Source organism: Coleofasciculus sp. (assembly GCF_046539235.1).
Lineage (GTDB): Bacteria > Cyanobacteriota > Cyanobacteriia > Cyanobacteriales > Coleofasciculaceae > Coleofasciculus.
The window spans coordinates 21,630-35,548 of sequence record NZ_JBKHHI010000003.1; the positions used below are offsets into that span (position 1 = coordinate 21,630).

11 protein-coding genes and 1 tRNA gene are annotated in these 13,919 nt (G+C 47.3%); 7 read left to right on the top strand and 5 right to left on the bottom strand.

Translation table 11 applies throughout. The features are described 5' to 3' along the window. Positions 1 to 449 precede the first annotated feature (449 nt). Both rimO and ACLFWI_RS00785 read left to right on the top strand, forming a co-directional pair. Entirely contained in the window at positions 450 to 1,787 is a 1,338-nt protein-coding gene (rimO, locus tag ACLFWI_RS00780) for a 30S ribosomal protein S12 methylthiotransferase RimO (RefSeq protein ID WP_446411306.1), read from the top strand. Between the two features lie 116 nt (positions 1,788 to 1,903). Then, positions 1,904 to 3,298 (top strand): DEAD/DEAH box helicase, encoded by a 1,395-nt coding sequence (locus ACLFWI_RS00785; protein ID WP_446411307.1) that lies wholly within the window; start codon positions 1,904 to 1,906, stop codon positions 3,296 to 3,298. Positions 3,299 to 3,349: 51 nt separating this feature from the next. Here ACLFWI_RS00785 and ACLFWI_RS00790 read toward each other — a convergent pair whose 3' ends face one another. Beyond that, positions 3,350 to 3,499 (bottom strand): hypothetical protein, encoded by a 150-nt coding sequence (locus ACLFWI_RS00790; RefSeq protein ID WP_446411308.1) that lies wholly within the window; start codon positions 3,497 to 3,499, stop codon positions 3,350 to 3,352. Positions 3,500 to 3,521: 22 nt separating this feature from the next. Between ACLFWI_RS00790 and thrC the strand changes: the two genes are divergently transcribed. Both thrC and ACLFWI_RS00800 read left to right on the top strand, forming a co-directional pair. Further along, a complete protein-coding gene (thrC, locus tag ACLFWI_RS00795; RefSeq protein ID WP_446411309.1) occupies positions 3,522 to 4,652 on the top strand; it encodes a threonine synthase in 1,131 nt (376 codons plus the stop codon). Positions 4,653 to 4,898: 246 nt separating this feature from the next. Continuing rightward, entirely contained in the window at positions 4,899 to 6,539 is a 1,641-nt protein-coding gene (locus ACLFWI_RS00800) for a sensor histidine kinase (RefSeq protein ID WP_446411310.1), read from the top strand. 90 nt (positions 6,540 to 6,629) lie between these two features. Here the strand turns inward: ACLFWI_RS00800 and ACLFWI_RS00805 are convergent, their stop codons facing one another. From ACLFWI_RS00805 to ACLFWI_RS00820, 4 genes are all read right to left on the bottom strand, one after another. After that, a complete protein-coding gene (locus tag ACLFWI_RS00805) occupies positions 6,630 to 8,030 on the bottom strand; it encodes a DICT sensory domain-containing protein (protein WP_446411311.1) in 1,401 nt (466 codons plus the stop codon). A 174-nt stretch (positions 8,031 to 8,204) separates the two neighbouring features. After that, positions 8,205 to 9,716, bottom strand: coding sequence for a UDP-N-acetylmuramoyl-L-alanyl-D-glutamate--2,6-diaminopimelate ligase (locus tag ACLFWI_RS00810; RefSeq protein WP_446411312.1), 1,512 nt, complete (start codon positions 9,714 to 9,716; stop codon positions 8,205 to 8,207). A 240-nt stretch (positions 9,717 to 9,956) separates the two neighbouring features. Next, complete coding sequence (locus ACLFWI_RS00815) at positions 9,957 to 10,220, bottom strand: glutaredoxin family protein (RefSeq protein WP_446411313.1); 264 nt, start codon at positions 10,218 to 10,220, stop codon at positions 9,957 to 9,959. Positions 10,221 to 10,374: 154 nt separating this feature from the next. Further along, positions 10,375 to 10,448, bottom strand: a tRNA-Arg gene (locus ACLFWI_RS00820). 451 nt (positions 10,449 to 10,899) lie between these two features. Here ACLFWI_RS00820 and ACLFWI_RS00825 point away from each other — a divergent pair. The 3 genes from ACLFWI_RS00825 to ACLFWI_RS00835 all read left to right on the top strand — a co-directional run bounded on the left by ACLFWI_RS00825 (position 10,900) and on the right by ACLFWI_RS00835 (position 13,754). Next, entirely contained in the window at positions 10,900 to 11,559 is a 660-nt protein-coding gene (locus ACLFWI_RS00825) for an Npun_F0813 family protein (protein WP_446411314.1), read from the top strand. Between the two features lie 135 nt (positions 11,560 to 11,694). Then, complete coding sequence (locus ACLFWI_RS00830; RefSeq protein ID WP_446411315.1) at positions 11,695 to 12,735, top strand: hypothetical protein; 1,041 nt, start codon at positions 11,695 to 11,697, stop codon at positions 12,733 to 12,735. 8 nt (positions 12,736 to 12,743) lie between these two features. After that, a complete protein-coding gene (locus tag ACLFWI_RS00835) occupies positions 12,744 to 13,754 on the top strand; it encodes a hypothetical protein (RefSeq protein WP_446411316.1) in 1,011 nt (336 codons plus the stop codon). The last annotated feature ends 165 nt before the right edge of the window (positions 13,755 to 13,919 follow it).

A 13,919-nucleotide genomic window follows, 5' to 3' on the forward strand; every position in this document is an offset into this window, starting at 1 on the left:
GACAAATGGGATATACTATGGTAAATGACAGCATAAATCTGTCAGAATCATAACCATCGCCTAATTCTTAAGCACCAACCGCTAAGTAGGGTAACGTCAGCCGACGCTCGCTAATAGTCGCCCTTCCCCCAGTCAAGCGTCAAGTTAGATTAAGTTACCGAGTGTATTGCATATATTAATAAAATTTTATATAAATAAGTAACGGGGTTAAACTAGAGCAACCAAAGAACATCCGGACTGGTGGAGCGTGGGTAAACTCTAAGACTATGCCCCGATGAATCGAGTAAAGCTGGGAAAAAATCAAGTGATCAGGATTGAATTAGCCTGAACGATGGAGACCTTCTCTCCAGAACGGTGACAGGGAACTGCTCACAACTCATGCTTACTGATTAGGAGCGCTGGAAATCAAGCGCTACTCCACTCTAGTGCCGATTGTAGTAGATAACCCCATGGGCAACAAGCCAACAATTGCCATTTCTCATTTAGGCTGTGAAAAAAATCGTATTGATACGGAGCATATCCTGGGTCTGCTGGTTCAAGCGGGCTACCCAGTCGATAGCAACGAAGATTTAGCCGAATATGTTATTGTAAATACCTGTAGCTTCATAGAGGCAGCGCGGACAGAATCGGTTCGCACGCTAGTTGAGCTAGCAGAAGCCAATAAGAAAATTGTTATTGCTGGCTGCATGGCACAACATTTCCAAGAGAAATTGTTGGCAGAATTGCCAGAAGCTGTAGCTGTAGTCGGAACAGGCGATTATCAGAACATCGTCGAAGTGATAGAACGGGTAGAAGCAGGAGAACGGGTCAAAGCCGTTTCAGCCGAACCAACCTATATTGCGGATGAAACAACGCCGCGCTATCGCACAACCTCAGAAGGAGTCGCTTACCTGCGAGTAGCAGAAGGATGTAACTATCGGTGCGCCTTCTGCATTATTCCGTATCTGAGGGGAAACCAGCGATCGCGAAGGATTGAATCAATTGTGGCGGAAGCTGAACAATTGGCGTCCCAAGGCGTGCAGGAATTAATCCTCATTTCTCAAATCACAACCAACTATGGCGTCGATCTGTATGGAGAACCCAAGTTAGCTGAACTATTGCGGGCATTAGGTAAGGTGGATATCCCCTGGATTCGGATGCACTATGCCTATCCCACCGGTTTAACCGAGCCAGTGATGGCAGCAATTCAGGAAACGCCTAATGTTCTGCCTTACTTGGATTTACCCCTACAGCATTCCCATCCAGAAGTCCTGCGTGCAATGAACCGTCCTTGGCAGGGGCGAGTGAATGATCAGATTATTGATCAGATTAAAGCCGCCTTGCCGAATGCGGTGCTGAGGACTACCTTGATCGTCGGGTTTCCTGGCGAGACAGAGCAGCAATTTAACCATTTGCTGCAATTTGTCCAGCATCACGAGTTTGACCACGTTGGTGTATTTACTTTTTCTCCCGAAGAGGGTACACCAGCCTACAACTTGCCCAATCGGGTCCCCCAAGCCGTCATGGAGAAGCGTCGCCAGACGCTGATGGCAGTTCAACAGCCGATTACGTTGAAGAAAAACCAAGGTGAAGTGGGCAAGATCGTTGACGTTCTGATTGAGCAAGAGAACCCCTCAACCGGAAAACGGATCGGTCGCTCAGCTCGATTTGCCCCTGAGGTCGATGGATTAGTCTACGTCCAAGGCGAAGCCCCCTTGGGGACCATCGTGGAAGTAGAAATCACCGATGCTGGCATCTATGACCTCTATGGTTCTGTAGTCCCTAGTCCACTGTTAGTTGTCGGTTAACTAGAGTCGATTCAGGGTAAGGGAATGTTGGCGATTGCCAACTCCTACGCCCCAGACTCTTGCTCACTGACGACTGACCTTAACCATCACGAAAAACTCACAACAACTGTTAAATTATGACCCTTTCATTCAATAATCTGGGCTTATCTGAAGAGTGCCTCCATCAACTGGAAAAATTAGGTTTTGATACACCCACGGAAATACAATCTCAAGCCATTCCGGAACTGTTGGCAGGGCAAGATGTGGTCGCTCAATCTCAAACCGGTACAGGGAAAACCGCTGCCTTTTCTTTGCCGATTTTGGAACAGATTGATCCCAATGCCCGAGGCGTACAAGCCTTAATTCTTGCTCCAACCAGGGAATTAGCCCGACAAGTGGCAGATGCCATTCGGGACTTGACCAGCAATCGCCGTGTCGGTATAGTCACCGTCTACGGAGGACAATCCATTGATCGCCAAATTCGTCTGTTACAACGTAATGCCCAAATGGTTGTCGGGACGCCAGGACGAGTGATCGATTTGCTGGATCGAGGAGATCTGAAGTTAGATCAAGTAAAATGGGTGGTCTTAGATGAAGCCGATGAAATGTTGAGCATGGGCTTTATCGATGATGTCAAGAAAATCCTCAAGCAAGCCCCGAAAGAACGCCAGACTGCCTGTTTTTCGGCAACAATGCCGAAGGCGATTCGGGATTTAGTCAATCAGTTCCTCAAATCCCCGGTGACGGTAACCGTGGAACTACCTAAAGCCACCCCAGCACGGATTGAGCAACGGGTTTATATGATCCCCCGTGGCTGCTCAAAGTCCAAAGCCCTACAGCCGATTTTGGCGCTGGAAGACCCCGAAGCCGCCCTAATTTTTGTGCGGACGCGGCGGTCAGCCGCGGAACTCACTAGCCAGTTACAAGCGGCTGGTCATAGTGTGGATGAGTATCATGGCGACCTCAGCCAAAGCCAACGGGAGCGCTTGTTGTCCCGATTCCGCCAGAGTCAGGTGCGCTGGGTGGTGGCGACGGATATTGCTGCACGGGGTCTGGATGTGGATCATCTCACCCATGTGATTAATTACGACCTGCCTGATCAGGTGGAAAGTTATATTCACCGGATTGGTCGTACTGGTCGTGCTGGGAAAACCGGAACCGCGATTTCCTTGATTCAACCCTTTGAACGGCGCAAACTGCACCAGATTGAACGGAAAGTCCGGCAGAACTTACAGGTGTCTCGGATTCCCACGCGATCGCAAATCGAAGCGCGGCGCTTGGAGAAATTGCAAGATGAGTTACGAGAGGCACTCACCGGAGAACGTATGGCATCATTCCTGCCTATCGTGCGGGAGTTGAGTGAAGAATACGACCCCCACGCGATCGCTGCCGCCGCCTTGCAAATGGTCTACGACCACACACAACCGGAGTTAGCCGCCATCGAGATTGAAAACAAAGTAGAACGTCCGAAACTGGTGAAGCGTCGTAATCACAAATCAAAAGAATCGGTCACTCATAACCGTTCTCGGTAATTGATTGAGTTCATCCCATGACCAATAGGCGTGGGATGAATTTGTCTTATGTTATTCGTCATTTGTCCAAGAGTTCTTGCACTTAGTTAGGGCGGGTTTAGTGACATCTGGGTGGCAAGCAGCGATAATGGTGAAACCCGCCCCTACAGATGTGCTATGGAATTTCTGGTCACTCAAAAGTTTTTTCGGGTCATTTGTCATGACCAAAATTCAGAAAGAAATCATGACTCTGTCTGCTACCAATATCCCTCAAACTACAGATACCTTTGCCAAGCCTTGTCAATGGTCGGGTCTAATTGAGACCTATCGGTCTTATTTACCCGTCACCACCTCAACTCCCGTAGTGACTCTCTTGGAGGGAAATACGCCTCTGATCCCCACTCCTGCCCTTTCAGAAGCGGTGGGCAAAGGAGTCAAGGTATTGGTTAAATATGATGGTCTTAATCCTACAGGTAGCTTTAAAGACCGAGGCATGACCATGGCGATTTCTAAGGCAAAGGAAGCCGGGGCAAAGGCGGTAATTTGTGCCAGTACCGGAAATACCTCTGCCTCGGCGGCGGCTTATGCTAGTCGGGGGGATATGCAAGCGTTTGTGTTAATTCCAGATGGGTATGTCGCCTTGGGGAAGTTGGCGCAGGCATTGGTTTATGGGGCACAGGTATTGGCAATTGAGGGAAATTTTGACGACTGTTTACGGATTGTCCAGGAGTTAGCGGCAAATTATCCGGTAACGTTGGTAAATTCGGTCAATCCCTATCGATTGGAAGGTCAAAAAACGGGCGCGTTTGAAATTGTTGATAATTTAGGGAATGCCCCAGATTGGCTGTGTATTCCGGTGGGAAATGCCGGGAATATTACGGCGTACTGGATGGGCTTTTGCCAGTATCATCAACATGGGTTGTGCGATCGCTTACCTCGGATGATGGGATTCCAGGCGGCTGGGGCATCACCCCTGATTCTGGGTGAACCAGTGGCGCATCCGGAAACAATCGCTACCGCGATTCGGATTGGCAATCCAGCCAGTTGGCAAAAAGCTGTTGCGGTAAAAGATGCCAGTCAGGGGCAGTTTAATAGCGTTACGGATGAGGAAATTCTGGCAGCCTATCGCCTTTTAGCATCAAAAGAAGGAATATTTTGTGAACCCGCTAGCGCTGCATCAGTGGCGGGGTTATTGAAAGTGAAAGATCAAGTTCCCACGGGAGCAACAGTGGTTTGTGTGCTGACAGGGAATGGGTTAAAAGATCCGGATACGGCGATTCAACATTGCAACAACCAATTACAGCGAGGAATTAAGCCAACCACCACCGCCGTCGCTGAGGTGATGGGATTCAGTTCAAAGATTGACGGTAGCTAATCCTGATTTGGTACTGTATCATGTCCGGTTGATCACTTGCGATCTAGGTTTAGTCTATTGTCAATTTCCCGTTCCCTGACAAAGGACGTAGCTTGCTTCTTTTCGGAAAGCGAGTATGACCAAGGACAAATGACCATTCCACGGAAATTGCGACTCAGGGGTTCGGTTCTACGACCCCGGAGAGATGACGAGAGCCAGTATCCTCATAGATAGACAAGTAGAATTGGCAGTTCATGGGGATAGATAGTGGTGCAAAAGTGGTTGTTACCAAACATCAGCGAAGTTTTAGCTGAGAATACGCCGACTGGGGTGAACAATCCGGTCGAATCTCAGGTTGAATCGACAACGGTTGTCATGGATAAGGGACAGCGCAGTGCGGCGAGTCAGCGGATCAGAGACGAAAGGAGATCGCAGCGAGAATGGCAAAGTGCGATCGCGTCTCTGGAAAAGTTACTCTTACAAGTCCTTTGCTCAGAGGATCAAGGCGACAACTCAGCCTCCCTAAACGGGTTAGTTTTAGCCGGTCCTGCACCTGTTTTAAGCCACTCGGATCTGCTTTCTCATTTTCAAACGGGGGTGTTTACGACTGAAACTGTAAACCCCTGGAGTTTTATGCCCTTTCAATTGCCTCCAGCTCATCCGGAAAAAGCTCAGGGTACGGTTAATACTACTTATGAACTCTGCTTATTTCCGGCTGACTCATTGACTGAGGAGCAGTTTTGCTTAGTCTTTACCCGTGGCTTTAGTTTAGTTATGGCGGCGGGAGAAGACCCAAATGGTGTACCTGGATTTCGCTTCTCCTTTGCTCCAGAGGACGTGCAAAAAGCTTGGGCGTCTCTTTATCCTCGATTATTATTAGCCAATCCCCATCAACTGAGTTATTTAGATACATTAGTTAAGCAGTTTGCGCCTCAGCCTCCCGATTATAAAATTGTTATGCAATTTGGGCGTCAGTTGCTGCAAAATATGCCGGAATATTCTGCAGAACCGAAGCATGAAACGATAGCAGTAACACCGATTAATTCAGTTACTCCAGTCTCTACAGACCCGGCGTATAGTGAGACAATTGAAGACCGGGATTGGCAACCATTAGCTAAATCAGAAACCCTTGTTAATCATCGAGTGTCTCAACTCCGTGAATCCGCCCCGGATGTGGAACTTCTGCAAGCTTTAACTCATGAAGTTCGCACACCACTAACGACGATTCGCACCTTAACTAAATTATTATTAAAACGTAAAGATTTAGCGCCAGAAGTGATTCGGCGTCTGGAAATCATAGATCATGAATGTACCGAACAGATTAACCGCATGGAGTTAATTTTTAGAGCCGTTGAATTAGAAACAAAAGCGGTAAAAGAAGCCCCGGTTAATCTCACATCAATGTCATTGGCGCAAATTTTCCAAAACAGTATTCCCCACTGGCAAAAGCAGGCACAACGGCGTAATATCAGCTTAGATGTGGTATTACCGCAAAATCTGCCCACGGTGGTGAGTAATCCTTCGATGTTAGATCAGGTGTTGACGGGTTTAGTGGAGAATTTTACCCGTACCTTACCCGCCGGCGGTCATATTCAGGTGCAGGTCACTCCCGCTGGAGACCAGTTAAAGTTGCAATTTCAGTCCCAATCTAACCCAGATAATTCGGGGAATTTGGATAAGTTTGGACAGTCAACCTGTCAGACGTTAAAGTCAATTGGTCAGTTATTAATGTTTCAGCCAGAAACAGGCAGTCTGAGTTTGAATCTGAACGTAACTAAGCATTTGTTCCAAGCCTTGGGCGGTAAACTAATTGTGCGTCAGCGACCGCAAGCTGGGGAAGTGATGACGATATTTTTGCCTTTGGAAGTTAGGAATAATAGCAGTAATCAAGAGGGAATATTAGTGTAGCAGTCTGAAAAAAACAGTCGGTAAGAGCGGGTTGAGTAACATCTGGATGGCAAGAAACGATAATGGTACAATCCGCCCTGACAACCTGTCTCATTGATCATCACCAACAACAGGCAATAATACTTTAAACGTCGATCCTTTCCCTACTTGACTGGTTACCGAAATCGAACCTCCACAACGCAATAATAATTGCTGCACAATGGTCAATCCCAAACCCGCTCCCATTTCTTCCCCAGGAATGGGGCGTCCTCGATAAAAACTATCAAAAATCTTGGGAATTTCACTGGCTGCAATTCCGTTTCCTGTATCCGTAAATGCCAACTGAACATATTCCCCCTGAAGACTTCCCAGTACCCTCACCTGACCTCCGGCGGGAGTAAATTTGAGACTATTGTGCAGTAAATTAATAGCGATTTGCCGTAACCAGGTTTCTAAACAGGAAACCCTCGGTAGATCAGCCGGGATCGTATAACCGACTTGAATTCCTTTCTCTTGAGCCAACGGTTGATAGGTACTCACCACACCAGGAATAATCTCTGCCAATTCTACTACCGACTTGACTCCCGCTTGGGGTTCATCGGCTTCAACCAGATCCAACAATCCCACAATTAATGAATTTTGCCGATCGCATTCATTATTGAGAAGCTGTAGATAACGTTGACGCTGGGCGAGTTTGAGTTGAGGCGATTCCAACAGACTCAGCGCTGTTTTCATATTCGTTAATGGAGTTTTCAGTTCCTGCGCCACTCGCCGTAGGAGTTCGTCTTTATGGCTGAGGTGATGGGTTAATTGGGTAATGGTGCTATCCTGTCCAGGTTCAGCCATTGTTCCTGACTGGAGAATTTCCGCCGTTCGTTGTAATTGTTTGACTAACACCTGGGTGATTAACGTCTTCTCATCTGTCGCTTGAACCAAGGAAAATCGGTTATCCCCTCCAGCAAGTAACTCGTCGGGCGTATTATCTGCGATCGCAATACTTCCTCTGAGTCCCTGCAACACCCGATAGATCACTCGTCGTTCAAACGTACAAATAGCCAGCCATGACTGAGACTGATGAGGACTTTCCCCCTCAGGTAGCTGATCTGCCACAATCAAACTGGTCAATTGCTCAGATAGAACTAATAGAAATAACTCCCGTTTAAGCTGGCTTCCGGCGGCTAGCTGAATGGGGAACAGTTGAGCATCCGAGTTAACGGCTGGCTCATCCTGGGACGCGATCGCATCAGATACTTCACCAACACAGTTACACCAATAGAGGGTTTGCGGAATACCCCTCTGTTGTCGATATCGCCACAGTTCCTCCCGCCAACCTGCAACAGATGGGGACTTCACCCAGATTGTGGCGGGAATTTGTTCTGCAATCAGTACATCAACCATAGCTCCAATCAAGCTTTTGAGTCCCACTGGACTGATTGAGAAAGACTGAGGTGTTGTCAAATTATCCAGCGCTAGCTGGTAAAGGGACAAATCCGGTGTCGGTGGTGGGTTCATTAGGTTGCTGGAGTGCAGGGAAGTTATCAGTTATCAGTTATCAGGAGATGGGGGAGATTGTGTAGGGGCGGGTTTTACTACTATCTTTTTGGTTACACCCAGATGTAACTAAACCCGCCCCGACTTCACGTAATGACAAATGACAAATGACCAATGACAAATGACCAATGACGATCAAGTATTTTTGCTACGCTGAACTAGAGCTTCTCGCGCTTGTTCACGGTCATCGAAGTGAATTTTTTCGGTTCCTAATATTTGATAGTCTTCGTGACCTTTTCCAGCAATTAGCACCCCATCACCCGGTTTGGCGTCTAAGATAGCCGTGCGAATCGCCGTGGCGCGATCGCTAATTACGATTGGCTCTACAGTCGCCGGAATCCCTTCTAAGATATCTTGAATAATCCTTTCTGGGTCTTCAGTACGGGGATTATCGGAGGTCACCACGGCGACATCGGCTAATTCTGCGCCAATTTTCCCCATCTTCGGACGCTTGGTGCGATCGCGATCGCCTCCACATCCAAATACGCAAATCATTCTCCCCTGAATAAATGGTCGGGCGGCTTTGAGCAGGTTCTCTAAACTATCTGGTGTATGGGCATAATCGACAATTACGCTAATATCCTGATCCGGTTGAAGTTGCACCCGTTCCATCCGCCCCGGTACTCCCGGAAATTGGTTTAAGGCGGTGACTACTGTTTTTAAATCTAACCCTAAATTTAACACTGCACCAATAGCAGCCAAGACATTGGACAAATTGTACTGACCCACCAAGGGTGAATTAAATGTCACTTCACCCATTGGCGTATGCAGTGTTCCTGTAACACCAATTAGTGTATAAGTCAAGTCACTCGTATATAAATCTGCCGAGGGATCTTGAACCGAGTAACTCCAAGTGCGATCGCGTCCAACTTTTTCGATTAAGCGCTTACCATACGGATCATCGGCATTAATAATCGCTTTGCCGTGGAGATAATCTGGATTAAACAATAATGCCTTTGCCGCGAAATAATCCTCCATATCGCGGTGGAAATCCAAATGGTCTTGGGTGAGATTGGTAAATACAGCGACATCAAACTCACATCCTAGCACCCGACCTTGTGCCAAGGCATGGGAACTGACTTCCATCACTGCTAATTCGCAGCCTGCAGCTACGGCTGAATGTAACTGTTGTTGCAGTTCTACGGGAAACGGTGTGGTGTGAACCGCTGTTTGGGAAAATCCTTGCCATCGGGCATAAAGGGTACCAAAAAGGGCAGTGGGACGCTGGGCTTGGGTGAGGAGAAATTCAATTAGATGGGTTGTGGTGGTTTTGCCATTCGTACCCGTGACACCCACTAACTGAAGCTGGCGGGTGGGGTAGTCGTAGAACGCCGCCGATGCTTGGGCGCAGGCTACCGTCATGTCAGTGGCACAGATAATGCAGGGCGGTTCAGCATCAGGTTTTGGCTGAGGCGGGTGTTTTTGTGCCGCTTGGGGAGAAATTAACGCCGCGACAGCACCATACGCGATCGCACTTTGCCAAAATTCCCCACCATCAACACGGGTTCCGGGCATGCCAATAAACAAATTTCCCGGTTGACAGGCGTGGGAATTGGTACAGATTCCCGTGATTTTGGCGTCAAGTGCTGGATGATTCGGCATTTCCACCACGTTAGGAATTGCCCTGAGTAGGTTATGTAGCTTCATCTCAATTAACTCCTCACGACGAGAGGGATAGGGGGCCAATAAGAACTTCAGATTAGCACTCCTGTAGCTTGGTAGGATTACACAGACGCGATCGCATCAGTAGCCAGGTTCTCGAAGAACACTCGATAAATCCTGCCTAAGGAACTGGGGAAGCTTGAGAGTTTTTTTATAACCCGCACCATATTTTAATCACCAGATAAACCAACGTCCTCTGTCGAGTCGGCTGCTGTTCTTTCCGGCTTACAAATATTTCTGTAACATTTTCTCTAACTGCGGCACAGTCAAACGGGGTGAAGGGCGAGGAAGCGGTGTTTCTTTTCCGTCTTTGTGATAACACAGCACGGGTACTTGATATTGATAAGCTTGGAACCAATCGTCCCGTTGGGTAATGTCCCGCACCTCTAGCTGAAAATCTAACGTTTGAGTTTGTGCGAGCTTTTCTTGTAACCCTTCGCACAGGTGGCAACCCGGTTTGCTGTACAAAATTAAGGTATCATTCGTCATTGGTTATTAGTCAACAGCATCTAGAGTAATGAAGATGGGGAAGCTTTGAGTAGGAGCGGTTTGGATTAACACCCAACTCCCGGAGGGCGTCCGGCTGGGTTTCGCTAATGCTAACATCCACCTTTGTCCCATCACCTTTGCCCCAATTTTAGAGCGCCCTCGGTAGGACTCGAACCCACGGCCAAAGGATTAGAAATCCCTTGCTCTATCCACCTGAGCTACGAGGGCATAGATTCATAATACAAAAATTAAATCCCTAACAGGCAATATTCATTGTAGTTCAGGGTAGCAGAAATATAGGATATCGTTGATGATTGTAACATTGTAACCGAACATTGGGTTTTGCTTGTGCGAGGTGTTTGTCCCAATATTTAAGGAAACTAAAGACTCAAGCAGCTTGAGGTCAAGGTAAACTACTATAGACCAACATAGATAATGGATCAAAACTTGTGTCAACTATCTATCCCACTCATACCTTGGGGCATGGATCAGGTATCCTGCCGCGACAAACATAAGAGTTGTCAGTTGAGGAGATTGGCTCACAAACTGGATGTGCTTCTGTGTGACTCGCCCAAGTCCCAGACAAGACCAGACAAGACAGACAACAAAGATGGTTAATTAGATTACAGCTCGTCCTGTAGCACCCCCCTAGCCCGGTCAGGAGTCATTTGCCAGTGTTATGTTTATTCTGAAAAGGCAGGATGTTGAAATTTCTAGCATTCAGCACCCGAAGCGAGAGCAGCAAATCCCGATTCTCAGTTATCAAGGGCAAACCTTTCGCTTGATCAGCGTGTTTCGCGCTGATCAGGAAGAAGAAGCCCGCTCCTTCTGGCGAGATTTGACAGATAATCAGGGAAAAGCTTGTGTTTTACTAGAAGAACCTGACCGCTTTAGTGTGTGGGGAAAAATTCGTCTAGAGCAATTAGGTACAGAAGGCGGTCCTGATACCAAAATTGCTCCCTATACCCAAGCCTGTCTCCTACTGCTGCAAACAGTTTACCTGGATGTTGAAGATTTACTTGGAAATAGGCAAGCGGGATTGTTTCAGAAGGATATCACGGAAGTCTTCCAACAATGGCATTTTCCCCAAGCCGATTCGCCGGAAGCCGTAAATCACTTACTCACTGTCGATCCGCTCAACACCCTGCAAGTTCCACCCTGGGAAGAACACCATCTGATCACTCTATTGCAGGAACTCTATCGCTTGGGGAAGGAATACTTTGGCAATGCGAATTTTGCCGAAGGAGTGGGCGATATCTTGCAGGATATGCCAGCAAATGAGCAAAGTCAGTTTATGGAGTGGCTCAAATCCTCTCCCCTAGGAAAGTTGTGGCAATAATGGAACGTCAAGGATAAATAAATGTATCATGGATGGTTGCCAAGATGGAATTTTAGGACATCAGCCGCTAAGTTTATAAATAAGTATTGCTTACGTAATTGCCATTGTTAGAGATTTCAAGATAAAGAAAGCATTATGAGCAGCTCTGTAAATAAGCCATCTGGAACTCAATCCCTACTGACCAGTCAGAATATCGTCTATATAGGAATTGGGTGGGCAGTAGTGTCTATGCTGTTTTTTCTACTGTTTAGCGTCAAACCACCGGGAGAAGAGTATCCCTTTTGGTACTCCTTTAGCACATATGTCCTGGAGTGTTTACCCTTCTTAGGAGCTGCATTACTCTGCTATAGAAATTGGCGTAGCCCTCAGATTGCCAGTGGACGCAATGTCTGGCTGGGAATTGGTTTAGGTATGCTTTTTTACTTTATCGCCAATTTGATATTTGGCGTATGGGAGCTATACTTTGGTCTTGACCCAGATGTATCCCCTGCCGATTTCTTTTACGTGATTTCTTATATCTGTATTGGTTGGGGCATGATTTTAGCCGTTCTGCCGAGGCGCTTAAATTTAGAGTGGAAGCAGTGGGTAACGGTGGGATTAATCGCTGCTTTGGGGATTGCTTTAGCCGTTTGGGTTTTATTAGCTCCTCCTGTAGCCGTAGAGTCAGAGGCTGACAATGCGGTCTTGCCCACAACTGAGTCAGCCACAGCGACAGTATCCCCCCGATTGGTTGCTTCTCTTTCACTACAGGTGGCAGTTAGCCCAACTGAAGCTGCCGCAACGACTGAAGCTGAGGTTCCAGAAACGGGTAATTTGCCCGGTTGGGTTATTTCCCTGGATCAAGCCCTGAGTCCTTTATCCAAAACGTTGAATTTTGTATACATCGTTTTTGATGTCTTCCTACTCATCATTGCCTCAACACTTTTGTTAGCATTTTGGGGGGGGCGCTTTGCTCAATCATGGCGCATGATTGCCGCAGCAACATTTTCCCTATACATTGCGGATATGGGGTTTAAAGCTTATGGTGCTCTGGCTCAGGCTCGTGGTCAGGACTATGAAAGTGGGGGTCTCCTAGATGTCTTCTTTATATTTAGTGCCGTACTTTTTGCCATAGGCGCTGCCCTGGAATATGACGTCTCCAGTCGTTCTCGTCGCGGTTCACGTCGGCGAACTTAAAATTAGCTATGAGTCCAAGAAAACTAACTGAAATCGATAAAAAAAATATTTTGAACTTGTATCGACAGCCAGAAGAGACAACCTCAACCCTGGCTGATCGTTATGGTGTCAGTAATTCAACGATTAGCCGCCTGCTCAAAAGCACGTTGTTGGAGTCGGACTATGAAGCCCTGATCCAGCAAAAGCGAGCTAATCGCACGCCAGGGTCAGGGACATCAGCGACGACGAAGCCAAAACCCAAGCTAGTGGAACGGATTGAACCTGAATCGTTGTCGGTTTCTGCCTCTCCCCAACCCTCGATACAATCGCAAGAGGAAGAATCAGAAGACGAAGAATCAGGATTTGAGTATCCCAATCAACGCCGGCGGCGCAAACGTTCTTCTGTAACTGATCAATCTGATCCAGAATCAAAGGCAAAACCAGGTGAGTTGCCTCTGGAGTTTAATCGAACAGAAACTCAAAGGGATACAGAAGACTCAGAAGATCTGCTTGAAGAAATGGATCAGGCAGAAACCAGCCACCTAAAGGATTTGTTGGATGAGGATTTAATGGATTTAGATGAAGATTTAGAGGAAGATTTGGATGAAGATTTAGATGAGGATTTTGAGGAGGATTGGGACGAAGATTTAGATGAGGAAGATATTGCGACTCCAGAACCTCTGACGACGACTCATGTTCCCAGGGGGACAAATATTCAGGTTTTACCCCTGTCGGAAGCTTCTTTTCCGAAACCCTGCTATTTAGTGATAGACCGAGCCGCCGAGTTAATTGCGCGACCTCTGCGAGAATTTAGTGACTTGGGAGGTATTCCGGCTGAGGAAGTCCAGCAACAAACTTTGCCAGTTTTTGATAATCATAGGGTGGCACGACGCTTTTCCAACCGTTCCCAGCGCGTGATTAAAGTGCCTGATGGAAAAATGTTACAGAAAACCTGTTCTTATCTACAAGCCAAAGGCATTACCCGCCTTTTGATTGATGGTCAGGTCTATTCATTGTTAACCGCATCTTTATTTGAATAGGGGCAGATTTTGTCATTTGTCATTTGTCATTGGTCAGGCAATAGGCAATAGGCAATAGGCAATAGGGTAATGGGTTATAGAAATTTTGTCTCCCAGCTCCCCCAGCTCCCAGACGTAGCATGCTACGTCTCTACAAGCTCCCCCTGCTCCCAGACGTTCCATCGG